At 49.9% G+C, this 26,680-nt stretch carries 18 protein-coding genes and 1 riboswitch; of the genes, 5 read left to right on the top strand and 13 right to left on the bottom strand.

Features of this window, described 5'->3' with window-relative positions; translation table 11 throughout:
• Positions 1 to 669 precede the first annotated feature (669 nt).
• The 4 genes from buk to FYJ65_RS04480 form a co-directional block, all read right to left on the bottom strand.
• A complete protein-coding gene (gene buk / locus FYJ65_RS04465) occupies positions 670 to 1,728 on the bottom strand; it encodes a butyrate kinase (RefSeq protein WP_154554161.1) in 1,059 nt (352 codons plus the stop codon).
• Positions 1,729 to 1,807: 79 nt separating this feature from the next.
• A complete protein-coding gene (locus FYJ65_RS04470; RefSeq protein ID WP_154554162.1) occupies positions 1,808 to 5,278 on the bottom strand; it encodes a pyruvate carboxylase in 3,471 nt (1,156 codons plus the stop codon).
• A gap of 107 nt (positions 5,279 to 5,385) precedes the next feature.
• A complete protein-coding gene (gene typA / locus FYJ65_RS04475) occupies positions 5,386 to 7,260 on the bottom strand; it encodes a translational GTPase TypA (RefSeq protein ID WP_154554163.1) in 1,875 nt (624 codons plus the stop codon).
• The gene (locus tag FYJ65_RS04480; RefSeq protein WP_154554164.1) at positions 7,260 to 9,101 is read right to left on the bottom strand and encodes a DUF2207 family protein; all 1,842 of its coding nucleotides are present in this window, start codon (positions 9,099 to 9,101) and stop codon (positions 7,260 to 7,262) included. Before FYJ65_RS04480 ends, typA begins: the two co-directional genes overlap by 1 nt.
• 192 nt (positions 9,102 to 9,293) lie before the next feature.
• Between FYJ65_RS04480 and FYJ65_RS04485 the strand changes: the two genes are divergently transcribed.
• Both FYJ65_RS04485 and dapB read left to right on the top strand, forming a co-directional pair.
• Positions 9,294 to 9,779, top strand: a complete 486-nt coding sequence (locus tag FYJ65_RS04485) for a deoxycytidylate deaminase (protein ID WP_154554165.1) — start codon at positions 9,294 to 9,296, stop codon at positions 9,777 to 9,779.
• A gap of 83 nt (positions 9,780 to 9,862) precedes the next feature.
• Positions 9,863 to 10,657 (top strand): 4-hydroxy-tetrahydrodipicolinate reductase, encoded by a 795-nt coding sequence (gene dapB, locus FYJ65_RS04490; protein ID WP_154554166.1) that lies wholly within the window; start codon positions 9,863 to 9,865, stop codon positions 10,655 to 10,657.
• Between the two features lie 162 nt (positions 10,658 to 10,819).
• Here the strand turns inward: dapB and FYJ65_RS04495 are convergent, their stop codons facing one another.
• The 3 genes from FYJ65_RS04495 to metK form a co-directional block, all read right to left on the bottom strand.
• Complete coding sequence (locus FYJ65_RS04495; RefSeq protein ID WP_154554167.1) at positions 10,820 to 12,379, bottom strand: NAD(P)/FAD-dependent oxidoreductase; 1,560 nt, start codon at positions 12,377 to 12,379, stop codon at positions 10,820 to 10,822.
• Between the two features lie 15 nt (positions 12,380 to 12,394).
• Positions 12,395 to 13,618, bottom strand: coding sequence for an aminoacetone oxidase family FAD-binding enzyme (locus FYJ65_RS04500; RefSeq protein ID WP_206157310.1), 1,224 nt, complete (start codon positions 13,616 to 13,618; stop codon positions 12,395 to 12,397).
• 123 nt (positions 13,619 to 13,741) lie between these two features.
• Positions 13,742 to 14,935: a methionine adenosyltransferase gene (gene metK, locus FYJ65_RS04505; RefSeq protein ID WP_328603038.1), complete on the bottom strand. Its 1,194-nt coding sequence runs from the start codon at positions 14,933 to 14,935 to the stop codon at positions 13,742 to 13,744.
• Positions 14,936 to 15,040: 105 nt separating this feature from the next.
• A riboswitch (SAM riboswitch) is annotated at positions 15,041 to 15,161 on the bottom strand.
• A 135-nt stretch (positions 15,162 to 15,296) separates the two neighbouring features.
• Here metK and FYJ65_RS04510 point away from each other — a divergent pair.
• The 3 genes from FYJ65_RS04510 (at position 15,297) to FYJ65_RS04520 (ending at position 18,724) form a co-directional block, all read left to right on the top strand.
• Positions 15,297 to 16,535: a hypothetical protein gene (locus tag FYJ65_RS04510; RefSeq protein WP_154554170.1), complete on the top strand. Its 1,239-nt coding sequence runs from the start codon at positions 15,297 to 15,299 to the stop codon at positions 16,533 to 16,535.
• Between the two features lie 246 nt (positions 16,536 to 16,781).
• The gene (locus tag FYJ65_RS04515) at positions 16,782 to 18,017 is read left to right on the top strand and encodes an alanyl-tRNA editing protein (protein WP_206157311.1); all 1,236 of its coding nucleotides are present in this window, start codon (positions 16,782 to 16,784) and stop codon (positions 18,015 to 18,017) included.
• A gap of 71 nt (positions 18,018 to 18,088) precedes the next feature.
• Positions 18,089 to 18,724 carry a cytidylate kinase-like family protein gene (locus FYJ65_RS04520; protein WP_154554172.1) on the top strand — a complete coding sequence of 212 codons (636 nt, stop codon included), beginning with the start codon at positions 18,089 to 18,091 and terminating at the stop codon, positions 18,722 to 18,724.
• A 43-nt stretch (positions 18,725 to 18,767) separates the two neighbouring features.
• On the opposite strand, the gene FYJ65_RS04525 is transcribed toward FYJ65_RS04520, so the two are convergent.
• The 6 genes from FYJ65_RS04525 to metA all read right to left on the bottom strand — a co-directional run bounded on the left by FYJ65_RS04525 (position 18,768) and on the right by metA (position 26,676).
• Complete coding sequence (locus tag FYJ65_RS04525) at positions 18,768 to 19,493, bottom strand: response regulator (RefSeq protein ID WP_154554173.1); 726 nt, start codon at positions 19,491 to 19,493, stop codon at positions 18,768 to 18,770.
• Positions 19,486 to 21,459: an ATP-binding protein gene (locus tag FYJ65_RS04530; RefSeq protein ID WP_154554174.1), complete on the bottom strand. Its 1,974-nt coding sequence runs from the start codon at positions 21,457 to 21,459 to the stop codon at positions 19,486 to 19,488. Before FYJ65_RS04530 ends, FYJ65_RS04525 begins: the two co-directional genes overlap by 8 nt.
• Positions 21,460 to 21,589: 130 nt before the next feature.
• Positions 21,590 to 22,237 (bottom strand): potassium channel family protein, encoded by a 648-nt coding sequence (locus FYJ65_RS04535; protein ID WP_154554175.1) that lies wholly within the window; start codon positions 22,235 to 22,237, stop codon positions 21,590 to 21,592.
• Positions 22,238 to 22,252: 15 nt separating this feature from the next.
• The gene (locus FYJ65_RS04540) at positions 22,253 to 23,590 is read right to left on the bottom strand and encodes a TrkH family potassium uptake protein (RefSeq protein WP_154554176.1); all 1,338 of its coding nucleotides are present in this window, start codon (positions 23,588 to 23,590) and stop codon (positions 22,253 to 22,255) included.
• Positions 23,591 to 23,829: 239 nt separating this feature from the next.
• Entirely contained in the window at positions 23,830 to 24,231 is a 402-nt protein-coding gene (locus FYJ65_RS09835) for a YdbC family protein (RefSeq protein WP_154554177.1), read from the bottom strand.
• 153 nt (positions 24,232 to 24,384) lie between these two features.
• Positions 24,385 to 26,676: a homoserine O-acetyltransferase MetA gene (gene metA / locus FYJ65_RS09785; protein ID WP_154554178.1), complete on the bottom strand. Its 2,292-nt coding sequence runs from the start codon at positions 26,674 to 26,676 to the stop codon at positions 24,385 to 24,387.
• Positions 26,677 to 26,680: the final 4 nt, after the last annotated feature.

A 26,680-nucleotide genomic window follows, 5' to 3' on the forward strand; every position in this document is an offset into this window, starting at 1 on the left:
AAGATCGCAGGGCTCACGGCGGACCATTAGCCTGTAGGTAACCAATCCACGAATAACAGAGTGGCCACATGCCGGGAACTGTTAAATCAAAGCTCTTTCCAGATGCTGTCAAGAAAATACAAATGTGACATGCCGGGAGATGAAACTTTCTTGTAATCGCCTCTTGACAACGGTCACTTCATAACAGGCTTTGCGGGGGATTCGTGCACCAAGTCCACGGCGGCCGCGTCTTGAAACAACCCGCAGACTTGGTGCAAAGCGAACGGAAGAACAAGGCCTTGCGGGGATTCGTGCACCAAGTCCACGGCGGCCGCGCCTTGAAACAACCCGCAGACTTGGTGCAAAGGGAACGGAAGAACAAGGCCTTGCGGGGATTCGTGCACCAAGTCCACGGCGGCCGCGCCTTGAAACAACCCGCAGACTTGGTGCAAAGGGAACGGAGGAACAAGGCCTTGCGAGGATTCGTGCACCAAGTCCCCAGCGACCCCACGCCGAAAATGGCCTGAGACTTGGTGCAAAGCGAACGGAGGAACAAGGCCTTGCGGGGATTCGTGCACCAAGTCCCCCACGGCGGCCGCCGTCTAATCCTACAAAAGACCCCCTGCATTTCTGCAGGGGGGGCTTCCGAACATCATTCAATTCCGACGGACCCAAGTTCGTCCCGGATGATTAATAATTCTTGTAATCTCCGTCGTTCAGAGCTCTCAGTGCACCCAGAGCCAGAGCCTTCATCTCTTCTTCGCCCGGGATACGGATGATCGGAGCAATCTTTCCTACGTAGGAAGTGATTTCCTCGCAGAAACGTTCACTGTAAGCCATTCCGCCGGTGTAAACGATAGCGTCTACATCGAAACGCAGAACAGCTGCCATAGCACCGATATCCTTTGCCAGCTGATAAGCGATTGCCTTGAATGCGCCCATGCACTCTTCATCGTGCTCATCAAATGCCTTGTTCTCAACGGTACGGAAATCCTTGGTTCCGGTGTAGGAGAATACGCCGGCTTCACGGCCGATGATTCTCTTTACTTCATCCTTGGTCTTTCCGGAGTAGCACAGATTTACCAGTGCGTTTGCCGGCAGGCTTCCGCCTCTGTCCATACCCATAGCACCCTCGTCCTTAACGTTGTTCAGGTCTACGGTCTTGCCATGCTTGTGTGCAGCAACGGATACGCCGCCACCCAGATGAACACCGATGATGTTCAGCTCTTCATATGGCTTTCCAATCTGCTTTGCCGCTTCACGGCAAACAGCCTTCTGATTCAGTGCATGCCAGAAACTCTGTCTTTCCATGCCCTTCAGACCGGAGTAACGAGCAACGTCTTCCAGTTCGTCAACGGCAACCGGGTCAACAAAGAATGCCGGGATGCCAACTTTGTCTGCCAGTTCCTTGGAAATGTAGGAACCCAGGTTTGCTGCGTGCTCACCGTAAGGCGGGTTCTTGATGTCCTCGATTACTGCATCAGTTACCTTATAAGTACCGGATGGGATGTGCTTGAGCAGTCCGCCTCTTCCGCAGATTGCATCAAAATCTTCCAGCTTAAAGCCCTTCTCTTCCAGAGTCTTCATGATGATGTCACGACGGAACGGCATCTGATCAACGATCTTTTCGTGCTTGTCCATTTCTGCAGCATCGTGATCGATACCAACGCGCATTACCTCGTTCTCATCCTCATAAACTGCGATCTTAGTGGATGTCGCACCAGGGTTGATTACCAGAATTCTTTTCATTCGTAAAATTTCTCCTTTCACCTTGTGAAAAATAGTGTTTCGTTTAATCCCTTACCCTTCTCCAGACGTTATTATATTATTATTCTTCGTCATTCGCAAGTGTTTCTAATGTAGCAATGAGCTGACCCGACTTGACGCTATCCGCTTCCTTTACATACATCTTCTCGATGACGCCGTCTCTCAGGGCCAGTACGTTGGTCTCCATCTTCATGGCTTCGATAACCGCAATCGGTTCACCCTTCTTCACTTTGTCTCCGGCTTTGGCGATGACCTTGACAATGGTGCCCGGGATATTGGCGCCGATTTCGTCCGGATCGTCCTCGCTGGCGAACTGAATCGCACTGCCCGCCATTACGGAAGTGGTAAGTGCCTGCTTATCCTTCACAGAAATCACTCTGCGATTTCCGTTGATGGTAAAGGTCAGGTCTCTCATTCCTTCCGCATTCGGTGCGCTGACATCTTCCAGGGTGATAACCATAGTCTTTCCTTCGGTCAGCGTAATCTCTGCCGTCTGACCCAATGCGATTCCGTGGAAGTATACATCGGAACCCATATTCCGGAAGTTGCCCTTCTTCTTCAGGTCTTTGACGTAATCGTCGAATACCTTGCTGTACATCGCATAGCTGAGCTGCTGCTGATCCGTTCCTTCCAGACCCAGGTCCTCTACAATATGACGCTTAAATTCTTCGTAATCGTCATCTTCCAGCAATTCGCCCGGTCTGCAGGTGATCGGCTCTCTGCCCTTCAGCACAACCTTCTGCAGATCTTCCGGGAATCCGCCTTCCGGCTGACCGATCATTCCCTCGAAGTAGGAAACAACAGAATCCGGGAAGTCGAAATCGACACCCTTTTCGACGATGTTCTCCGGTGTCAAATCGTTTCGAATCATGAAGATCGCCATATCGCCCACCACCTTGGAGGACGGAGTAACCTTGATGATATCTCCGAACATCTGGTTTACCTTCACGTACATATCTTTTACATCGTCGAAACGATGTCCGATACCAAAGCTTTCTACCTGAGGTTTCAGATTGGAGTACTGTCCTCCCGGAATCTCCAGACGGTAAATCTCTGCAGTGGTCGACTTCAGGTCGGATTCGAACTGACTGTATACCGGACGAACGTCTATCCAGTAATCGGAAATTCTCTGCAGGCCTCTCTGATCCATACCGGTATCCCGATCCGAGCTTTCCAGCGCAGCAACGATGGAATTCAGTGCCGGCTGTGAGGTAAGTCCGGACATACTGTTGAATGCGGCATCCGCAATATCCAATCCGGCAGAAGCAGCCATCAGAACCGTTGCCACACCGTTTCCGGATGTGTCGTGGGTGTGCAGGTGAATCGGAACAGTCACTTCGTTCTTCAGTGCACGTACCAATTTCTCCGCAGCCACCGGCTTCAGCAGACCGGACATATCCTTGATTGCGATGATATGCGCACCTCTCTTCTCCAGTTCCTTCGCCATGTTTACATAGTACTTCAGGTTGTACTTCTCTCTGGATTCATCCAGGATATCTCCGGTGTAGCACATGGAGGCTTCCGCAATCTTACCCTGATTCAGGGTCTCATCGATAGCGATTTCCATGCCCTTAATCCAGTTCAGGGAGTCGAAGATACGGAATACATCGATTCCGGACTTCGCGGACTGACGGATGAACTTCCGAATGGTGTTATCCGGATAGTTCCGGTATCCTACCGCATTCGCACCGCGGAACAGCATCTGGAACATAACATCCGGAATCTCTTCACGCAGGGTTTCCAGTCTTTCCCACGGATCTTCGCCCAAGAAACGCATCGCTACGTCGAAGGTCGCGCCGCCCCACATTTCGAAGGAGAAGAAATCCTTCCCGTAAGTGGCCATTGCCGGTGCAATCTTCACCAAATCCTTGGTTCTCATTCGAGTGGCAATCAGTGACTGCTGTGCATCTCGGAACGATGTATCCGTCAGCAGCAGCTTCTTCTGATTCAGCGCCCAATCCGCAACCGCCTTCGGGCCCTTCTCGTCCAGCAGCTGCTTCGTTCCGCGGAAAGAAGGAATCTGACTCTTATCTACCTTCGGAACCACCGGAACGTTATAGTCCATTCTGTGGCCCTTCGTTTCGTTTACATACTTGTCACCCAGGAATTCCAGAACCTGCAGCTCTCTGTTGGTTACCGCACGGATGTTCAGCAGTTCCGGATTGTCGTTGATGAATCCGGTGTTGCAGTTTCCGGCACGGAATGTCGGGTGGTTCAGCACGTTCAGGAGGAATCCGATGTTGGTCTTTACGCCTTCGATACGCATCTCCGTCAGCGCACGAACCGCCTTGTTGACGGTGTCGTTAAAACTACGAGCGTGCGAACATACTTTTACCAGCAAGCTGTCGTAGTACGGGGAGATTACCGATCCGGTAAAACCATTTCCGCCGTCCAGACGAATTCCGAATCCCGCTGCGGAACGGTACTCCGTGATGGTACCGGTATCCGGTGCAAAGTTGTTGGCCGGATCCTCAGTGGTGATACGGCACTGGATGGCATAACCGTTCATGGTAACGTCCTTCTGGGACTTGATGTTGATTCTCTCGGAATCCAGGGCATAACCCTCGGCAATCAGAATCATATCCTGAACGATATCGATGCCCGTTACCAGCTCCGAAACCGTATGCTCTACCTGAACACGGGTGTTCATTTCGATGAAGTAGTGCTGACCGCTCTTGTCCAGCAGGAACTCGCAAGTTCCGGCACTGCGGTAATCCACTGCTTTTGCCAGCTTGATGGCATCATTGCAGATGGCTTCTCTCTGCGCGTCGGACAGGCAGAGCGCCGGTGTGAACTCGATGACCTTCTGGTGTCTTCTCTGTACGGAGCAATCTCTCTCATAAAGGTGTACCAGGTTGCCGTACTTATCGCCCAGCACCTGAACCTCAATATGCTTCGGCTCTTCCAGGTATTTCTCGATAAAAATATCTCCGTTGCCGAATGCTTTTACCGCTTCGTTATGGGCACTGCGGAACTGCGGAATCAGTTCTTCGCTGCTGCGAACGATTCTCATTCCTCTTCCACCGCCTCCGGCAGCCGCCTTCAGCATTACCGGATAGCCGCACTTCTCTGCAAATTCCAGCGCTTCATCCTCGGAAGAGATGGCCTTATCCACGCCCGGAATGGTGGGAACGCCAACGCTTTCCGCTACCAGCTTGGACTGGATTTTATCGCCCAGCGCGTTCATCATCTCATGTGTCGGTCCGATGAATTCGATGCCGCTCTTCTCGCAGGCTTCCGCGAAACCGGCATTTTCCGCTAAGAATCCATAACCCGGGTGAATGGCATCGCAGCCCTTTGCCTTTGCTAAACGGATAATTTCGTCAATATCCAGATACGCATCGATTGGGCTCTTTCCTTTGCCGATTTCGTAGGATTCGTCCGCCTTGGTGCGGAACAGGGAATTCTTGTCCTCTTCCGAATAAATCGCAACAGAACGGATTCCCAGCTCACGGCAAGCTCGAATAATACGAATTGCAATTTCACCACGGTTTGCTACCAAAACCTTTTTAAATTGCTTAATTCTTCCCATTTTTGTTTTCCTCACTAACTTTAACCGATGATAATTTATTAATAAAACCAATCCATTATAGCATATTAATAAATAATAAGGCAATTCCCTATTTCCATAATTATATTTTATCGGTTTGCCCGTCTTCTTTCCAGCTCGTTCAGATATTTCTTCCGGAGACGGATATCGTCCGGCGTTACCTCTACCAACTCATCGTCGTTGATGAATTCCAGCGCTTCTTCCAGTGAGAATACTCTCGGTGGGGTCAGCTTGATGGTATCGTCACTGCCGGCCGCACGCATATTGGAGACTCTCTTTGCCTTGCATGGATTTACCACCATGTCATCGTTTCGGGCATTCATTCCGACAATCATTCCCTCATACACGTGAGTACCCGGTTCTACGAACATCTGGACCCGCTCCTGAATATTGAAAATCGCATACGGGGTGCAGTTTCCCTCTTCCTGAGCGATTGCCACACCGTTCACACGCTGCGGGATTTCCCCTTTATAAGGCTCAAATCCTTCGAACCGGCGAACCATGGTTCCTTCACCGTGGGTATCGTTGATGAACTCACTCCGGTAACCCATGAGTCCGCGGGTCGGTGCCAAATATTCGATTCGGGAATATCCGTTGCCTTCGCTCATCATCTGCGTCATCATACCCTTTCGAATATTCAACTTGGAGATGACGGTGCCGGAATATTCATCCGGTACGCTGATAACCACTTCTTCCACCGGCTCCAGCTTCTCGCCGTTTTCACCGGTCTTGAAGATAACCTCCGGCTTAGACACGCCCAGCTCATATCCTTCTCTTCTCATGTTCTCGATGAGAATGGACAGATGCAGCTCTCCTCGGCCGGATACCTTGAAGGAATCCGTGGAATCCGTCTCCTCTACCACCAGACCCACATTGACTTCCAGCTCCTTGTCCAGACGTTCCCGGATGTGACGGCTGGTAACGTATTTACCGGACTGTCCGGCAAACGGAGAGGAGTTGACCATGAAGTTCATGGACAGGGTCGGCTCTTCGATGTTGATCATCTCCATGGCTTCCGGATGGTCCGGTGCGCAGATGGTCTCGCCAATGGAAATATCCGAGATACCGGATACGACCACGATATCGCCGCATTCCGCTTCTGCTACCGGCATTCTCTGGAGACCCCGGTAGACGAAGACCTGGTTGATTTTATTTTTTGAAATGGTACCGTCTTCCTTGCAAACCGCAACCTGCTGGGCTTCCTTCAGTGTGCCTCTGGTGATGCGGCCGATTCCCAGTCTGCCGATATAATCATCGTACGCCAAGGAACAAATCTGCAGCTGCAGCGGCTCTTCTCTCTTGTCCGGGAACGGCTCCACGTGGTTGACGATGGTCTCCAGCAGCGGCTCGATGTTCAGGTCGCCGTAACCCTTCGGGCTCTTCTTAATTTTGCCGGCGCCCTCTCCGATGACCACTTCATCCGCATCGGAAGGCTCTCTGACCGCGATACCCTGTCTGGCAATACCGTAAAGAATTGGGAAGTCCAGCTGATCGTCATTGGCTTCCAGATCCATGAACAGCTCATATACTTCGTCCACGACTTCGTCGATTCGCGCATCCTTCTTGTCGATTTTGTTGATGAACAGAATCGGGTTCAGGCCCTGTTCGAGAGACTTGTTCAGCACGAAACGGGTCTGCGGCATCGGACCCTCGCTGGAGTCCACCAGGAGGATAACGGTATCTACGGTTTTCATAATACGCTCTACCTCAGAACTGAAGTCCGCGTGTCCCGGGGTGTCGACGATATTGATTTTGTAATCCTTGTACATGATGGAACAGTTCTTGGAATAAATGGTAATTCCACGTTCTCTTTCGATGGCATCGCTGTCCATGACGCAGTCCACTACTTGTTCGTTGTCTCTAAATATGTGAGACTGTGCCAGAAGTGCATCTACCAGAGTGGATTTTCCGGCATCAACGTGAGCGATAACGGCAATATTAATTATTTTTTCTTTTTCTTTCATTAGAAAATTCTCCTTCTTCTATTCGTCAGATGATAATCATTTTCTACAGTACGGCAGAAGGTCTTCAAATCCCTCGCCACCTGTTCGGTACGTTTTCGAGCATGACCGATTACCATGGTATTTCCTTCCGCCTTTTCCTCATAGAATTCCGCGCCCTTAGCACCGATCCACCGGAATTTTCTCGCCCACAGCTCCTCCTGAGAGAATGCCAGGGCGTACGGAAGCATTTCATAATAATAGTCCGGATGAAGCAGCCCAGCTTTCGCCATCTCGACACCATTCGCCTGACCGATGAAATTCTTCATACACAGAAGCCGTGTAACCAGCTCTGCATTTCCTTTTCCGCGCTTCTTCATCAGCAATGTGAGAACCAGCGCTGCCAAGCCACACAAGAGTGCCGCTGCTCCCACCAACAGGCTGCCGCCTTGCATGTAGAATCGAATGCCGCCGAATGCAATTACGCCGGCGTAAACGGCAAACAGAATCATCATGCTGGTGCGATAGGAACTTCGATCCATATCATATCTTCTGTCATACCGAATATTAATCGCAATCAGAATCAATGCGATGATTCCCGTCGGAGCCAGGAAATCCGTCACGCCGATTTCCTGATAGCTGAACAGCCGCGTCAGAACGCACACGCCGCCCATGCAGGCGGAGAGGAGCAAGATGCTCAGGACCCGCAACCCCTTGGAAATTCCGGTGCAGGCTTTCATGTTCGGTGCATTGAATCCGTTCTCAATGCTGACACCGATATTCTTCCGCACCGCACGAAGTCTCGGGTGCACCATCTTCGGTTCCAGCGGTCTTCCTTCGTACACATCTTCAAAAAGAATATTGTATGCCGTCCGGATGTACCGCTCTTCGTCCTTTGGTTCTGCCAGCGGAACCAGCGTATACTTTTTTGGTCGATATTCCACAATCTTGAGATACCCCTTGGTTGCCAGGTACACAATCAGCACTGCGATATCCCGAATCCGAGTGTGCCCGTAGAACAGGTACCCAATATCCGCCGGGGTCACGCCTTCAATTGGATGCATTTCCACCGTCTTTCCCACCTTCGGATCTCTTCCGCCGATGAACCAGAACAGGAAAATCAGAAGCAAGGTGATGGACAGAAGGATGATGCTCATCTGCACCGTCCAGGAATTATCCAATGCGCCCTGCCAGTAGCCATTCTTCTGCTGTGCCTTGAAGGTGATGCCGAAGTTAGCCGGCAGATGGGTTCCGGTCATGTGGAGCGTTCCGTCTTTCATCTTATACTTCAGCGTGTTCTGCACGTTCTGTGCGCCGTACTGGCCGCCGTAGTACTGCAGGTCCGACAGATCAAAGTCGGATGGGAATACCAACGTCAGATTCAGTTTCTGAATCGGCACTTTCCAGTTGGTCGGAAGCGCGTCGTACAGAAACATGTCGTATTTTTTGTTTTCATCCTTGTATTCCTGAATCAGATAGCGGACGGAGAACAAGTTCTCCCCTTCCGCAAACTTGTTGTCTTTGGTATCCGGTTTCAGCTGAATGTAGTAATTGCTGTTAGCATCTTTCATCGCTTGTCCGGTACAGCCGACGGTCTTTACATCCGTCAGGGAATACTTTCCCGTCGGAAGATTTACCTTTACGGAGCTCAGCCCCTTCGGTGCATTCACCCGCAGCTTCAGCGTCACTTCGTACTCGTGGGATTTCAGAATTTGAGTCTCCTGGTTATATTCCAAGAGCTCATACCCCTCCGATTTCGCATCCCCGTATATTGGGATAGCAATATTCAAAAATACCAAGCAAAAGAAGGCAAGCACCATGGCCACCTGCATATAATTTCGGATACTTCTTTTCAGAGTGCTCATATTTTTTCTCCTTAGACAATAATCGTATTATTATACAACATTTGAGCATTCTTATCAAATGAACGGCTATACGTCTTCCAAAAAGAACACGTTCTTGTGCTTGATAACCGCAATCGGGTATTGTAGAATAATTTTATAAATTGTTGGGAAAATACGGTCAATCCCAACGGAACCAAAAGGGGAACAAACAGAATGAAACGAACAGATTATATTTCTTGGGATGAATACTTCATGGGGGTTTCCCTGCTGGCAGCAAAGCGCAGCAAAGACCCCAACACACAGGTGGGTGCCTGCATCGTGAACCAGGACCACATCATCATTTCCACCGGATACAACGGTTTTCCAAAGAATTGCTCCGACGATGTTTTTCCATGGGAACGCACCGGTAAAGACACCAAGTACGCCTACGTCGTCCATGCGGAACTCAACGCCATTCTCAATTCCGGCGGCCAGTCGCTGAAGGGGGCCTCTCTCTACGTATCCCTCTTCCCTTGCAATGAGTGCACCAAAGCCATCATTCAGTCCGGCATCCGGGAAATCGTCTATCTCAGCGACAAGTACGCAGATTCCGATGCCACTCTGGCTTCCAAAACCATGCTCCGTGCAGCGGGTGTGCAGATGCGTCAGCTGAAGCCCCACACGGAACAAATCGTCCTGGACTTCCGGGTGGACAAATAGAATCCGCACCAATAAGATTCAACCAAAATAAGATCATATTTCAGTTGTAAATACAATCACGCAGAAAGGAAGGTTATATTATTATGAAATTGATTGTCGTTGGACCAAGAGGCAAAATGGGAAAATTCATCACCGAAATCGCTTCTCAGCGGGAAGGCATTGAAATCGTTGCAGGCGTCGGCCCTGTAGGAAGGGATTACATCGGCAAGGACATCGGTGAAGTGGCGATGCTGGGCAAAACCATCGGTGCGCCGGTGGTCGATGATCTGGAGTCCGTCATCGATAATTGCAACGTTATCATCGATTTCTCTACCGTGGAGATGGGTATGCGCAGTTTGGCTGCCGCAAGAGCTCACGGCAAGGCGCTGATCTGCGGCTCTACCGGCTTCACCCCGGATCAGGTAAAAGAATTCCACGACGCGGCCGCCGATATTCCGGTAATGCTGGCAGCCAACACCTCCAAGCTGGTAAACATCATGTTCAAGCTGATTCAGGAAGCGGCAGAGCTGTCCGGCGATGTGGACGTGGAAATCCTGGATATGCACGATAATACAAAACTGGATGCGCCAAGCGGCACCGCGAAGGAAATCGGTGAGATTGTGGCCGATGCCCGCGGCGTCTCCCTGGAAGAGGAAGCGGTATACGGACGCTGCGGAGTCAGCCCTCGCCGGCACGGAAACATCGGTTTCCATTCCCTGCGCGGCGGAGACATTCCGAGCAGCCACACCACCTACTTCGTGGGAACCAGCGAACGCCTGGAGATCACCCACCACTCCGGCAGCTTCAAGTCCTTTGCAGCCGGTGCAGTAGATGCAGCGGAGTTCATTCAGGACAAGCCAAAGGGCTTCTACACCATTAAGGAAGCATTTGGACTGTAAAAGCGTTAAGGAAACTTTCGGACTGTAAAAGTGTTAAGGAACAAAACCTGCACCGGTCAGCAATGTCAAGTTGTTGCTGACCGGTGCAGGTTTTTCATTTTTAGACGCTTGTTTGAAAACTAGAATTTTCCAAGCGAGATACCATTGGACTACCCCTCAACCCTATTCCGGTTTCGCAAAAGTCTCAATCACGTGATAGGCCGCCCGGATGCCGTCGCAGGCTGCGGAGGTAATTCCGCCCGCATAGCCTGCGCCTTCACCGGCCGGATAGATTCCGCGGATTTCACTCTGCCCACCTTCATCCCGGAGGATTCGAACTGGGGAAGAGCTTCGGGTTTCCACACTCTTGATTTTAGCGTCCGGCAAATCATAGCCCTTAATCTTGCGGGCAAAATGAGGTACCGCTTCCCGCAGTCCTTCCACCGCAAAATCCGGAAGGGATTCCGTGACAAAGCGGCTGTTTCCCGTGCCGGTCAAAAACTCCTCCATGGTGCACTCCGGTGCCCGGAAAATCTCTCCGTGTTCTTCCAGCCCTTTCTCATACGCCAGCCGCTCGTATTTCTCCTGGAAACGAACGCCCGCCAGCACATCGTCGGACTCAAAATCCGATGTGCGCACATCGCAGAGAATACCGCTGTTGGCGGTGCCGCTGTCCCGCTTGCTGTTGCTCATTCCGTTCACACAAAGTTCCTTTTCCCGGGTGGAGCAGACGATGACTTCGCCGCCGGGGCACATGCAGAAGGAATAGACCCCTCTGCCGTTGGAGGCGCGGTAGGATACTTTGTAGTCCGCCGGGGGAAGTCGCCGCTCCTCTCCGTACTGGGCCCGGTCAATCAGGACCTGCGGGTGTTCCATTCGAACTCCGATGGAGAGCGGCTTCTGCTCCATCGGCAGTTTTTTCTCGTAAATCATTTCGAAGGTATCCCGGGCGCTGTGACCGATTGCCAGAATCAGCGCATCGGTCACAAACTCTTCCCGGTTTCCTTCATCGTTCACCAGCAACGCGCCGGTGAGCCGGCCCTCTTCTGTCTGAAGGGACTCCAGACGGGTTCCGAACCGCACTTCGCCGCCCAGAGAAAGAATTTTGTGGCGAATATTTACAATCACTTCCCGAAGCACATCGGTGCCGATATGAGGGCGGTGTTCGTACAGAATTGCCGGGTTGGCGCCGGCCTCCGCAAAGACCTCCAGCACTTCCCGAATGTGCCCGTTCTTAATTCCGCTGGTGAGCTTTCCGTCCGAAAAAGTCCCGGCGCCCCCTTCTCCGAACAGCACGTTGGATTCCGGATTCAGCAATCCCTTCTGCCGAAAGGCTTCCACATCCGCCACCCGTTCCTCCATGGCCTGTCCTCGCTCAATAACCACCGGCCGGTATCCCTTCTCCGCTAATTTCAATGCGGCAAAAATCCCGCAGGGCCCGAAGCCCACGATCAACGGCCGTCCCTGAAGCTTTTGGGTTCCGGATACCGGTTCTGCCGGTCGTTCCTCCCCCACTTCCTGAAGATTTTTGTTCTTACGCCGAACGGGTTTTCGGGTAAAAAAATCCACCGTATAGACCAGACGGATGTCTGACTTGTTCCGGGCATCGATAGACTCCCGACGGATGTCGTATTTCTGAATCACATCCGAAGAAATTCCCAGCATCTTCACGATTCGCCCCGGGATTCGGTTCTTGGGTTCTCCGATGGCTAATTTTATCTGATTCACTCTATAATGATACATTCTCTATATCCCCTTCTATCTTCCATTCATCCTACACTTTCCCCCGGCATCCCTTCCGGCGGCGCTGCCGGTTAGCCAGGCGTGATTCAAATTGTATCCGCCGCACGGGCCGTCATAGTCTTGCAGTTCCCCGGCGATGTACAACCCCGGGCAGAGCTTGGACTCTCCGGTTTTTTCATCCAATTCCGAAAGTACCACGCCGCCGGATGTGCACTGCGCTTCCTTCCATCCCCGTACCCCGGTGGGATGAAACGCCAGCCCATGCACCTGAGCACAGATGGTACGGCATTCCGCTTTCGTCAGTTCCCCGATGGTCTTGGCCGTGTCGATTTCGGATCTCGCCAAGACGTAGGCGGCCAACTTTTCCTTCAAAACAGAGGTGAGAAGCCATCCCACGTTCAGCTCCGGCGTGCGCACTTTCCGGTCCGCGATGTATTCCATCAAATTCCGTTCCGGGCACAGGTCGACTTCGATTCGAAAATCATCGATGCCCCTTCCCGGCTTAAACCGCATGTACCGAGTCATGTTGAAGACACAGATTCCGGAAATCCCGAAGGACGTGAACTGAATCTCTCCCGACTCTTCAAAAACCTTCTTCCAGTCTTCTCCCCGGTGCTCTTTCAGCGTGACCGTTCCTTTGGCACGGGTTCCCCCAATTAAATTGCAGCCGTCTCCCTTGCACTCCACCGGTGTGAGGATGGGAACCGGTGCCGTCACCGTATGTCCCAAATTCCGCATCATTTTATATCCGTCCCCTGTGGTTCCGTAACGCGGGCCGGCTTTTCCGCCGACCGCTGCGATGACCTTGGATGCAGTGATGCGCTTCGTGGAGTCGGCAGTTTCCACCGTCAGGAGAAAATCGGACGTTTCCGGACGCGGCGAAATTTCTTTTATGATGGTGTCGGTCCAAAGAGATACCCCCCGGGTCTTCATCTCCATCGTCAGGAGGTCCGCCACGTCCCCGGCGGATTCGGAGTAGGGGTACATGAGGCCGGAATCCAGCGTCCGAATCGCAATACCCCATTTCTCCAGAAGCTGCACCGCCTGCCGGCTGTTCTTCGCTTTTTCGTTGGAAATATTGCATCGTCCGTTGCCCGTGGCGCGGATTTTCCGCCCCGGCCGGTCGTTCTTCTCCACTACCAGGATTCGAGCCGCCGGATTCACCTCCGCCGCCTCCAGGGCCGCTGCCATGCCGGATGCGCCGGCGCCGATAATGCAAATGTCAAATGATTTTTTCATAGTATCGTCCGTTTCTACTTCAAAAGGCGCAAGCCCCATGGGTGACTCACGCCTTTCGTTTTCATTCCCGCTTCCCGTAAAAACAGGATTCACCGATGCTGTTTTTACCGGCAATGCCGCATTCTATTTGTAAGCTTCTGCCGCCTTCTTCAGCACCTCTGCCCGGTCCGTGTTCTCCCAGCGAACGCCCAGTTTGGTCCGGCCGAAGTGTCCGTAAGCCGCTAGCTGTCTGTATTGCGGGCGCAGGAGATCCAATGTCTTAATGATGGCACCCGGTCTCATGTCGAAGTGCTCACGAACGATCTTTACGATGTCCTCGTCGGAGATGATTCCGGTTCCGTAGGTATTCACGTAGACGGATACCGGCTCCGCTACGCCGATGGCGTATGCCAGCTCGATTTCCACCTTGCGCGCCAGTCCGGCTGCCACGATGTTCTTTGCAATGTAACGAGCCATGTACGCACCGCTGCGGTCCACCTTCGTCGGGTCCTTTCCGGAGAACGCACCGCCGCCGTGGCTGGCATATCCGCCGTATGTATCCACGATGATTTTACGGCCGGTAAGACCGGAGTCGCCCTTCGGTCCGCCGATAACAAAGCGTCCGGTCGGATTCACGAAGTACTTGGTATCCTCGTCGATGTATTCCATCGGCAGAACCGGTTTTACCACGTACTCAATCATATCCTTCCGGATCTGCTCCAGGGATACGTCCGGGTCGTGCTGTGTGGAAATAACCACGGTGTCAATTCGAACCACGCGGTCGTCATCATATTCTACGGTAACCTGGGTCTTTCCGTCCGGACGGAGGTAGCTCAGAGTTCCGTCTTTCCGAACCTTTGCCAGCTGCAGCGCCAACATATGAGCCAGTGCAATCGGCATCGGCATCAGTTCTTCGGTTTCGTCGCAGGCAAAACCGAACATCATGCCCTGGTCTCCGGCGCCGGTAAGAGCGTCCTCATCACTGCTCTTTCCTTCTTTCACTTCCAATGCCTCGTCTACACCCTGTGCGATGTCCGGGGACTGCTCTTCAATCGCAACCAGAACGGCACAAGTGTTTCCATCGAAGCATACATCGCTGCAGTCGTAACCGATATCGGTAACCACCTTCCGAACAATGCCTTCTACATCGGCGGTGCAGGTGGTGGAAATCTCACCGAATACCATTACGAAACCGGTCTTTACCACGGTCTCGCATGCAACGTGTGCCCGAGGGTCTTCTTTCAGAATCGCATCCAGGATGGCATCGGAAATCTGGTCGCAGACTTTATCCGGATGTCCTTCGGTAACGGATTCAGAGGTAAAAAGCTTTTTCATCACAATCTCCTTTGTATCTCCTGAATATTTGTCATGGGTCCAAATATCCGTATGTTCAGTAATAATGGATAAAAAAAAACGCTCTCCAAACAAAGAGAGCTTCCACTCTCCTTATCTTCCAGATTCCGCCGGTTCTCCGGGGAACTGTGGGATTTGGCACCTTCGACTGTTATTGCCGAGGTTGCCGCGAGTTCATCGGGCCCATTCCCTACCTCGCTCGTAATAAGGATTAGTCTATGGTCATTATAATCATTTATGCCGGTATGTCAAGGGAATTCCCCCTGCTTTTTATTGATACTTTCTTTGAGAATAGTGTATAATAGCATAATATGCAAAATGATATAAGAAAGGGTTTAAAAAGCCAATGAATGAACTATATGCGGTGGAAGGAAAACAATCCTTCCTCTACAATCATTTCAAAGACTGCAAATGGGACAGCTGTGTGGCCACAGACACCCGCCTTATGGGCGTTATCGCCATGAAAATTACCTGGAAATCCGGACGCAGCAAAATTTACCAGATTCTGCATCTGGATTTTTCCGAATACGGCATCGACGATTACCTGGAATACTTCACCGACCCGACCATGGCGGAGGTGAGCATGCTCCACAGTCGGTACGAGTGTCAGGAACAGTGGAAGCGAGTCTCCGAAAGTCTGGGAGGCAGAGAAATCTCCATCTCCCTTGGAGCGGCCGTTCGACTGATTGAAATGGTCATCGAAACCAATAAGGGATACTTCCACTACCACGATGTGGACATTCAGGAGTTCCGTAGGGATACGCTAAAAAGAATTCGCCTCATGCTGGAGGCAGCCAAAGAAGATTCGGAATACGAAGAGTGGACACCAGAAGAGGCCACCCGAGCAGTCTGCCTCAAAAACGTCTCCATGTACGAAACCATCAACTACTTCGTCATGCGGATGTGCGATAAAGATTACATCGGCGCTTCGGTGCTCTCCACGATGACACCGGAAATGCTTCAGAGCATTCCGAAATGGCAGTACCGAATGATGACCTTGATTCACAACCGAACAACAAAGGGAAAGGCGCCCGGAGAATTCTTCTGCACCTCTCAAATGGAAGCCGATGACGGATACTTCTACGCACGCTTGATTCTCCGGCTGGACATGACGAAGGGAAAGCGGATGGCGTTGGTATCTTCGATGGAATGTACCTATTTCAATCGTTTCTCGGAAATCGAGATGGCAATGCAGATGCGGCGTCCGGAATACGTTTCCGCGTACAAGATTGTCAAAGATCCGGAGCACTTCGACCTGGACCGCTCCATGATGGCATCGGATTCACAGATTTCCCCGGTTCCCAACGGGATTCTCTATCTTCTGTACAACAACGACAATACCCACGTGGACACGTCAAACTATTACATGAACAACGACGTATACGGTGCATATCTGATTACCCGTGCCGACGAACTGGTCATCATGAGCTCGGAAGTGATGAAAATTTCTTCCATGGAAATGGATCTCGCAGCGACCTTCATTTCCGGAAATCTGGAACTCACCGGAAGGTACAAATTCGACTCTCAGGTGTTCCAGACATTCTGCGAAATGCCTGGAGCCACCTTTGAGGATATTCTCCGGTAAACACTTATCAACACTTTGTAAAGTGCTTGATTTCAAGGGATACGATTTTTTCCACAGGATTCGGAAAAATTGTATACAATTTATTGCACATTGGCATGTTGGAAACTTTATATATTTTTATTTCCTTGTATTTCAAATGTTTCACATGTTTCACACTATTTCTAATGAAAAGTTTTCCACAATTTAGACGATATTAATCCGTTATTTTCTTCTCTCCACAGAAGAAAACGGATGCAGGAGGTTATTATGACAACAGAAAAATATTATCAGCACGACGTCGACTGCCACGAGCTGAACGGCCGAATTGAAGCGATTCAAAATGACGGCAAAAGCACCCGGATTATCATGGACCGAACCGTTTTCTTCCCTACGGGCGGAGGTCAGCCTTGCGACACAGGTACAATTGTGACCCCGGACGGCACATCCGTTTCCGTCGTCGATGTTCAGGAAGATAAGGAAAGCGGAATTATTTCTCACACCATCGAGATTGACCCCTCCGAGACTGATGCCCTGCAGGTCGGCATGACCGTCACCCAGAAACTGAACGAAGACCGCCGCCGCGTAAATACCCAGCGCCATACCGGCGAGCATATTCTCACCGGTGCGTTCATTCAGCTCTTCGGCGGAGCCAACAAAGGATTCCACATGGGCGGAGAATACGTTACCATCGATATGGACTACGACGGAAAGAAGCTGACGGAAGAGCAGGTTCGGGCCGCAGAAAAACTGGCCAACGAAGTAATCTGGGCAAACCTTCCGGTGACCGTATCCACCTTCCCGAACCGGGAAGAAGCTTCTGTCATGCCAACCCGGAAACCGGTCACCCAAGACGGTGAAATTACCATCGTCACCATCGGCGATTTGGCATCCCCGCACGACTGCGTCGCTTGCTGCGGCACCCACTTCCACCGCACCGGTGAAGTGGGACTGATCCGGATTCACAAATTCGAACCCAATAAGGGAATGAACCGCATCTATTTCGAATGCGGCGACCGAGCATTGGAAAGCATGCAGTCCGACGATACACTTCTCCGCTCCGTTCAGGAACGCTTCTCCGCCGGCAGCCACGACCTGCTTCAGAAGATGGATATTCGGGATGAAAAAGAAGCCGAGCTCCGTCAAGACTGCACCGGCCTTCGCCAGTACTACCGGGATCGGGAGATGGCGCGAATCACCTCCCTGCTCCATCGGGACACGCCGGACTTCTATCAAGATTCTTTTACTCTGGTATCCCCGGACGACCTGCTAAAGCTCGGTTTTGCCATCATGGAAGATGAGGCCGCACCGGCCCTCATGGCGCTGGTACACCGGCCCAGCCATACCGTCCTGCTCTTCTCCGACGGAAGCCGAAACTGCGGCGCCCTGGTAAAAGAACATGCGAAATCCTTAGGCGGCCGAGGCGGCGGCAGACCGGATCAGGCCCGGGCGCTGATGCCGAACGAAGATGCTGTGGAGAAATTCATCGAATCGTTAAAGGAATAACGCCAAAGCTCTTATGAATTCATTCCAATTGTGGTATAATAATTCTAACTAAAGGATAGGAGGTCATCGCTATGACACAGAATAAAATCATCGTAACCATCGGTCGCCAGTTCGGTAGCGGCGGACACGAAGTGGGCCGCAGACTGGCGTCGGAACTGGGTATTTCATTCTACGATCACGAATTTGTAGATATGGCCGTGAAGAAAACCGGTTTTCACGCAGACTACGTGAAGGATAATGAAGAGAAAGCTCCGGATTTCGTTTCCGGCGCCATGTTCTCCGGAATGGAAATGTATCAGCCATCTCCATACGACCGCATTCAGGCCGAGGAGTACAAGCTAATTCGAGATATCGCCTCTAAAGAAAGCTGTGTCATCGTGGGCCGAGCTGCGGACTACATCCTCAGCGATCAGTCCCATGTCAGCATCTTCCTGTTCGCACCGATGGAAGATCGGGTAAAGCGTAAAATGGCCCTGCTAAAGCCGGAAGATGCGGCGAAGATGACTCCGTCATCCATGGAAAAAATCGTAAAACAGATGGACAAACAGCGGAAGAGATACTACGAATACTACACGGATATGAAGTGGGGTGCTCGAGATTCCTACGACCTTCTGATCAACACCAGCCAGTCCGGCATTGACGGTGCGGTAAAGATTATCCGCACCTACATCGATGAATGCCGCGGCGAAAGCATCATGCCGAATTAATTGAAGTAAAGTTTGGACATATAATTAAGCAGGAGACTAACCACTAGATGTTAGTCTCCTGCTCATTTTTTTCAATTCTAAGCATACGATATCCAATACCAATATGAGTCTGTATGTAATGCACCCCATTTTTCTCAGGTTCCAGTTTTTTTCGAAGCGTTGCCATAAAAACCCGAAGTGAGGCAACATCGTTTTCCGAACACCGCCCCCAAATCTGCTGGGTAATATACGTATGCGTCAGGACCTTTCCCACATTACGGGACAGGAGGCAGAGCAGTTTATATTCAATGGGGGTCAAATGCAGTTCTTCTCCCTTCAGATATGTGCAGCCGGCCGTATAATCTATTTCTAATTCACCATTTTCAAAAACCGAAGTCTCTACCTTTTCCCCCGCCTGTGTTATGGCAAGCCTTCTTTGTGTGACACGGATACGTGCAAGTAATTCCTCCACAGAGAATGGTTTTGTAATATAATCATCAGCGCCTGCATCCAGAGCCTCTATTTTGTCCGTATCCTCACTTCTGGCGCTGATTACAATAATCGGCATGTTGGACCAGGTACGTACTTTCTTTATTACCTCCACTCCTTCCATATCCGGAAGGCCGAGATCCAGCAGAACAATATCCGGATTGTGGGAGGAAGCCTCCAAAATAGCCGAAGATCCGTTTTCTGCCGCAAGGTACTTATAGTCATGTGTTTTTAATGCAGTGACAATCAGGCTTCGTATGGGTCTGTCATCCTCCACCACAAGAATTACTGTCTTATTCATTTAATGTCACCTCGCTTAATGGTAAAGTAAAAGTAAAATTGCATCCATGCGGATCACGGTCCGTCAGAATCAGTGTTCCGTCATGTGCTTCTATAATAGAGAGGCAAAGTGCCAAACCAAGTCCCAGACTCCGATGGCTATCCGCCACCGTTGTTTTCCCTGTATAAAACATCTCAAAAATATGCGGCTTCATTTCTTTCGGAATTCCGGGGCCGTTATCTTCCACGCTTATCTGCGCTTTCCCACCGGATTTCTTTGCCCGAATACTGATTACAGAACCCGGCGGAGTATACTTTATGGCATTATCTATTAAATTCACTAGAACCTGTATAATAAGGCGGACGTCCATACATGCAAGAACCAGCTCTTCACAATCTACCACAATTTTATAATCATCATGTTTCCTGCTGATATGCCGAAGTGCCTCTGCAATCACCTCATCCAAAAGCTGATCTGTGAACTTAAATTTCAGTCTTCCATCATTCAGTCTGGTAATGGAAAGCAGGTTCTCCACAACTCCGATTAGCCATACTGAATCATCATAGATATCAGTATAAATCTGATTCTTTGTAACTCCATCCAGGCGGTCGCTATTGTTAAGAAGCATATCTGCATTGCCGGAAATGGAGCAGAGGGGAGTCCGAAGATCATGAGAGATTGCCCGAAGAAGATCTGCACGGAGCTGCTCATTTTTGGCCAAAACTGCATTTTTCTCTTTTTCAATAGCATTTCGTGCATTCTCCATGGCAAGCGCACACTCATTTATCACAGAAAGCAGGATACTGTATTCAAAAGAATCCTGCTTTTCCTTTTGCATCGGTATCCCAATTACGCCATAAACATTATTCCCGCTTCGGATTGCAAGATATAAACATTTGGCCTGGGGAAAATGTTGTGTGGATGCACCGGCACGCCGCCTGTTTTCATAGACCCATCGAGCCACATTCTGCTCTTCTTGTGTTAAAAAATCTTCAGTATCTTCTTTTTCCCCGGGGAAAAGTTTCCCCTCTGATAAAGTTCCATCTTTCACAATATATGCTGTAATACTGCGGTTTAATAAACGAATCAGCTGTGTACAGGTAACTCCAAGAATCTCCGTTTCTCCTTTTTCCCTTTGCAGTAGGCAGTCTGTGTCAAACAGAACTTGTGTACGAAAGGCAAGCTGTGCGGAAAGTTTTGCATGTGCTTTCAGCTTTGCTGCAAGTGTTCCGGTAAGCACGGACGAAATAAGCATGATAAGAAATGTTACCGGATATCCTACCGCATACGTCTGAAAAGACATTCTCGGCTCTGTGAGAAAAAAACAAAATAAGAACACGCTTAAAAATGATCCGGCTATGCTGCAAAGATATCCATCTGTCACAATTGAAGTAAGTAAAACCCCAAAAATGTATATAGTTACGATATTTATATCCGCAAAATTCAGCTTTTGGAATAACAAACCGATTAAAGTGCATACTGCAAATATTAAAGCTGTCAGGAAATAGTCTTTTGCAGATGGTTTCTCCGTAGCTCCTGTAACGGACCGTTTCGAATAAGTTTTATTTTTTTCCGCATCCTGAATAAGATGGATATCAATGTCCGGTACAATTTTAATTAACTTTTCCGTCAGAGTGGATTTGCTGAAAAAGTGATTTCGTCCGGCATTGCTTTGTCCGATAACAATCATTGTAACATGAGAAAGTCTGGCATACTCCGCAATCTGCATGGGCACGTTTTCCCCATGGGTCATTACGATTTCTGCCCCTAGATTTTCCGCATACCGGATATGTTCTTCCAGCTTTTCCTTATCCATGGCTTCTGCTTTTGTACCGGCCTGCACATACAGAGCTGTAAAACGAGCCTGCAGCGCATTAGCCATCTTTGCCGCGGCAGCTATTATTTTTAAGTTCGAGGGTGCTGCAGACAGACAGACAAGGATATGGTCGTCCGCCTTTTGAGTATCATCTTCCATTTTCTGATTCATCTTGACTATCCCCTTTTTCTGCTGTTTGGAAATTATATCATGCGACTGTGTTATGGTCAAAATGCGGTCTGCCTCTTTGTATTGACTTTTACACTCAGGAACCTCTTTGTTCGTCACTCCGGCAGTTTAATTATATACGGACGCACTTCTGAAGTGCCTTGTATTCTCCCAGTACCAGCAATTTGTCCGTCTCTGTAAAAGTTGTATCCGTGGAAATTGCAGCATTGAATGTTCTTTCACCCTTTACCGCCAGGATATTAATGTTGTAACGTTTCCTTATATCCAGCTCACCTATTGTCTTTCCAACCCATCTTGCCGGTACTTCTACCTCAAAGATTGCATGAGATGCATCCACCTCCATATAGTCAAGGATATGGTCATCCGTGTACCGGATAGCGGCCCATTTTGCAACCTGTTTTTCGGGATAGACCACTTTGTCGGCACCATTGCGTAAAAGAAATTCTTCCTGGACACCACGCTCCGCCCTGGAGATTATCAGTTTTGCTCCCAACTTTTTTAGAAGTAACGTTGTTTCAAGGGAATTCTGGAAACTTCCCCCAATGGTCACAAAACAGATATCATAGTTGCCAATCCCAAGGGATTGTAAAAATTCTGCATTCGTGCTGTCACCGATCTGTGCATTGGTCACAAATGGCAACACTTTGTTCACCCTTTCTTCATTCCAGTCAACCGCCATAATTTCATGTCCCATTTGGCTTAACTGCACAGCAATATTTTTTCCAAACCTTCCAAGTCCAACAAGCAATACGTTCTTCATAATTCTTTCTCCTTCTTATCCAACTATAATCTTCTCCATAGGCAGCTTTGCATTCCAATTGTTTCCTCCGGAAAACACCGCATAAATTAATGTTAGACCGCCCACACGTCCCAAATACATCAATATAATCAGCACAGTTTGTGAAAAAACATGAAGCCTCGGGGTAAGCCCCAGGGTCAGCCCTACCGTGTCTACAGCAGAAGCCGCTTCATACAGACAATCCAGAAGCGGAAAACCTTCATATACACTGATTGCGATTCCGCCACAAAAAAACAGGATAAAATAAAGCATCGCTATCGTTGCTGCATTTTTTATCACATTATATTCCAATCTTCGTCCAAAAGCCCCTACATTTTCCTGACTTCGAAATGTGGCAATTGCATTTAAAATAAGCACCGCAAAGGTTGTCGTTTTCATTCCACCGGCTGTAGAACCCGGCGAACCACCGACCAGCATCAACAGAATCATAACCGTTTGTGACGCCGCACTCATATCTGAAATATTTATCGTATTAAATCCTGCGGTTCTTGTCGTTACCGATTGGAACAACGCAGCTAACAAGCGTTTCCCTGCGGATAAATCATTCAAATCACAGACGAAGAAAAAAATGGTAGGAAATAGAATCAGACCTGCAGAAGTTATCAGAATAATCTTGCTTTGCATACGGTAACGTTGAAAGTTCAGTTTATTCGTATAAATATCATCCCAGGTGAGGAAACCAATTCCCCCTACAATAATCAACAGCATAATTACAACATTTACAAGGACATTTCCGGAATACCCGATTAAGGAAGGAAATGGATCGTCGGCCGTTCCCAGAATATCAAACCCGGCATTACAAAAAGCAGAGATTGAATGAAAGACTGCCATCCAGATTCCTTTTCCACCATATTCCGGTAAAAAAACCGGCAGTAACAACAGCGCCCCTGCCGCTTCCATCAGAAATGTCCCCTTTATAATAAATCTCGTTAATCTGACAATTCCGCCAACTTTAGGCGCTGATATCGCATCCTGCATGGTGCTTCTTTTCATAAGAGATATTCTTTCTCCGGAAAGAAGGGAAAAAGATGCTGCCACTGTTATCACGCCGAGCCCACCAATTTGTATAAGTGCAAGAATAATCGTCTGTCCTGCCATGGACCAGTAGCTTCCGGTATCCTTCAGCACAAGACCTGTCACACATACTGCCGAAGTGGCTGTAAAAAGGGCCTCATGAAATGGAGTTGGTACTTTATCCAAAGTGGAACATGGAAGCATCAGCAAAACGGTTCCCAAAAGTATCACTCCTGCAAACCCCAGAATTATTAACTGAAATGATGTTAGATGCTTTTTCTTATATGTTTTTTTTGGCATAAACGATCAGAACTCCTTATTATTGATTCTAAAATAATGCTGCCTTTGAATTCTTTTTATTATATACAGTTGCTTTCAAAGATGGTATAAGAGTCTCTGTTTCTGTATTAAGATTCTATAAAGGTTCAATCTAAAATAAGGAATTATTCCCGGAAAAAGCCACTATCTTGGCACACATGAAGAGTCCCGGGACGCTTTCTCGTCCCGGGACTCTTCCGATGTAACTTACCCGATTCAAATTACTCTGCTTCCGGAATCGGTTCTTCTTCCCTGAATACCGGTTCTTCTCTCTTTTCTTCCTCCGTCTCCGGTTCCACCGGGTCGTCCGGCGATTCATTCGATGCGAAGACGGATTCTCCGGATAACTCTGCCTCGAAACCCGTTTCTCGCGGGACGGGTTTCGGTACTCTTTGTGATGCCGGCTTCAATGCCTGTGCCAGCATCCGTTCCAGTCGTTCCGCTTCTCCTCGGGTCAGTGTCACACCCTTTGCCATCTTCTCATGATTGGGAGCCCAATCGCGAATGTCCATCTTCGGGGGATTTCCGTTCCAGGAAATTAGATTCAGTTCTTTAGTCCAACCTTTCGGCGATGTGGACAGATTCCCGTAATGTCGCTCAATTTTGTACTCAAATGATGCCATTTCTATTCCTCCTATTCGATACTTGATACACAACCATTTGATGGTTAAATTATATCTTCTCTGTTATGGAGGCGCAAATTTCATACGACATGCTTTTAAACCGAAATCCCCCTTTTGCGGGACAGAAACGGCAAAACATAAACTTTCGAAAAATTATTTTTCCGCAAGTCGGGAAACATTGGTAAACGCCTTGTAAATGGCCCGTATAGCATTCTTGTAATCCGATTCGTTGACGCCAATCTGCATGCTGATTCGCTCCGCACCGTGATCGGCGAAGCGGAGGTTGATGTGCTCATTGGCCAGGGCTTCAAAAATCCGGAGGGATACGGAAACGGTTTTGCTGATGTTCCGTCCCACCACTGCGATGGTAGCCAGGCCGGTGGATACATCGATATCCTCTGCACCGGTCAGCTCATGAAGTTCCTGAATCACCTGCTCCTCGCAATCCCGGAAGGAAGAAGCGTTTACCACCAAGGAGACAGAATCCAGCGCAATCTGTTCTGCCGAAATCTCCAGTCCGTGGTTTCGGAAAATCTCATCGATTCTGGACTTCATCGCCGAATCCTCCGTCAGGCGCTCCCGCTCAATCAAGACGGAGCAGTAGCCGGTCTTTCCGGAAATGCCGGAGACATCCAGCACCGTCTGATAGAAATCTGCATTCTTTACAATCAGAGTGCCCGGCTTCTTCGGCTCCGATGTGGAGCGGATATTGATCGGAATGCCCCTTCTTCTGGCCGGTGCCACCGCATCCTCATGCAGCACTTCCGCACCGCACAGGGAAAGCTCCCGCAGCTCCCGGTAATTGATGACCGGTACGCTCAGCGGATTCCTTACCACCTTCGGGTCGGCCATGAGCATTCCCGGCACATCCGTCCAGTTCTCATAGAGATCCGCTTTTACCGCCTCTGCCACCAGAGAACCGGTAATGTCCGAACCGCCCCGAGAGAAGGTGTAAGTTCTGCCGTCCTCGGTTCGGCCGTAGAATCCCGGAATCACCGCATGCTCCCGATCCTTCAGCACTTCTGCAATCCGGTTCCGAGTGGCTTCCAGATTCAGGGTGCCGTCGTTATGGAAGAGAATCAGCTCTTCTCCATCTACGAAATCATATCCCAAGTACTCCGCCAGCAGCTGTGCACAGAGGTACTCGCCGCGGCTCGCCAGGTACGGAAGCGGATTGCCGCCACTCTCCCGGATTTCCCGGAAATCTTCGCGAATCCGATTGATTTTTGCGGAAATATCCACTGCGAGATCCAGATCCTCGGCAATTCGGCAGTAGCGGTCTGAAATGAGCTTCACATTCTCATCGAATTTCTCCGGCTTCTTCGCAGCCTCAATCAGCAGATCCGTTACTTTTACCGTATTTTCCGCACTGCGGCCGGCCGCGGAAGCCACGATGTATTTTCGAGCCGAATCCTCCTGGACGATGGACTTCACCTGACGGAATTTCTCCGTGTCGGCAAGGGAAGTTCCGCCGAATTTCGCCACGGTGAGATCCGAATTGTTCTTCAGCACCGGTGCCAAATCCTCGTTGTCGATCATATGAATATCGTACGGTGTGGACTGATATACGAAATAGTTGATCCAGTTGGAATAGATCAGGTTCGCGCAAGAACGCCATTTGACGATTGGTGTCCGGGTATCGTCATCATCCGGGAAGTAGTGATCCGGTACATCCGGATTCAGTCCCGCATTCTTATCCCGGACGTATTCCTTCAGCAGCGTGTTCCAGTCGTATTCCGAGTGGCCGGTTACGAAGATCTGACGGTCGTTCGTGGATTTTACGCAGAACACCCCCGCTTCTTCGGAAGATGCCAGCACCTTCAGCTCCGGCACCGCTTCGATGTCTTCCCGGTACACGGTGGTATTCCGAGAATGAGGTACATAGAATTCATCGTCAAAGCCGCGGAACAGCATGCCGTGCTTCTGATCCAGATGATGCAGGTACACGCCGGACAGCTTCTTCGGCAGCATGTGCTTCTGAATACCGTAATGGTAGTACAATCCGGCCTGGGCACCCCAGCAGATGTGGAACGTGCTGTGGACGTGGGTTTTGCTCCACTCCATAATCTCGCATAGCTCTTCCCAATAATCCACTTCTTCGAATTCCATCTTTTCCACCGGTGCGCCGGTGATGATCATCCCGTCGAAGTATTCGTCCTGTATTTCGCTAAAGGTCTTATAGAACGCAATCATATGCTCCTGAGACACGTTGTGAGCCTTGTGTGTCGCCGTCTGCAGCAGCTCCAGCTCAATCTGCAGCGGAGTATTTCCCAGCAGGCGCGCCAGCTGTGTCTCCGTATCGATCTTTGTCGGCATCAGGTTCAGCAGCAGAATGTGCAGCGGACGGACGTCCTGGGTCATCGCCCGGGTATCCGTCATCACGAATACGTTTTCCTTTGTCAGCGTATCTATCGCCGGAAGATCGTTCGGTACTTTAATAGGCATAATT

Source organism: Mogibacterium kristiansenii (assembly GCF_009695905.1).
GTDB lineage: Bacteria > Bacillota > Clostridia > Peptostreptococcales > Anaerovoracaceae > Mogibacterium_A > Mogibacterium_A kristiansenii.

Coding starts and splice junctions, on each gene's coding strand:
- buk (WP_154554161.1), bottom strand. CDS start 1,728: ATGAAAAGAATTCTGGTAATCAACCCTGGTGCGACATCCACTAAGATC.
- FYJ65_RS04535 (WP_154554175.1), bottom strand. CDS start 22,237: ATGAAGAACGTATTGCTTGTTGGACTTGGAAGGTTTGGAAAAAATATT.
- dapB (WP_154554166.1), top strand. CDS start 9,863: ATGAAATTGATTGTCGTTGGACCAAGAGGCAAAATGGGAAAATTCATC.
- FYJ65_RS04470 (WP_154554162.1), bottom strand. CDS start 5,278: ATGGGAAGAATTAAGCAATTTAAAAAGGTTTTGGTAGCAAACCGTGGT.
- FYJ65_RS04530 (WP_154554174.1), bottom strand. CDS start 21,459: ATGAATCAGAAAATGGAAGATGATACTCAAAAGGCGGACGACCATATC.
- FYJ65_RS04480 (WP_154554164.1), bottom strand. CDS start 9,101: ATGAGCACTCTGAAAAGAAGTATCCGAAATTATATGCAGGTGGCCATG.
- metA (WP_154554178.1), bottom strand. CDS start 26,676: ATGCCTATTAAAGTACCGAACGATCTTCCGGCGATAGATACGCTGACA.
- FYJ65_RS09835 (WP_154554177.1), bottom strand. CDS start 24,231: ATGGCATCATTTGAGTACAAAATTGAGCGACATTACGGGAATCTGTCC.
- FYJ65_RS04540 (WP_154554176.1), bottom strand. CDS start 23,590: ATGCCAAAAAAAACATATAAGAAAAAGCATCTAACATCATTTCAGTTA.
- FYJ65_RS04520 (WP_154554172.1), top strand. CDS start 18,089: ATGACACAGAATAAAATCATCGTAACCATCGGTCGCCAGTTCGGTAGC.
- FYJ65_RS04510 (WP_154554170.1), top strand. CDS start 15,297: ATGAATGAACTATATGCGGTGGAAGGAAAACAATCCTTCCTCTACAAT.
- typA (WP_154554163.1), bottom strand. CDS start 7,260: ATGAAAGAAAAAGAAAAAATAATTAATATTGCCGTTATCGCTCACGTT.
- FYJ65_RS04500 (WP_206157310.1), bottom strand. CDS start 13,618: ATGAAAAAATCATTTGACATTTGCATTATCGGCGCCGGCGCATCCGGC.
- FYJ65_RS04515 (WP_206157311.1), top strand. CDS start 16,782: ATGACAACAGAAAAATATTATCAGCACGACGTCGACTGCCACGAGCTG.
- FYJ65_RS04485 (WP_154554165.1), top strand. CDS start 9,294: ATGAAACGAACAGATTATATTTCTTGGGATGAATACTTCATGGGGGTT.
- FYJ65_RS04495 (WP_154554167.1), bottom strand. CDS start 12,379: ATGTATCATTATAGAGTGAATCAGATAAAATTAGCCATCGGAGAACCC.
- FYJ65_RS04525 (WP_154554173.1), bottom strand. CDS start 19,493: ATGAATAAGACAGTAATTCTTGTGGTGGAGGATGACAGACCCATACGA.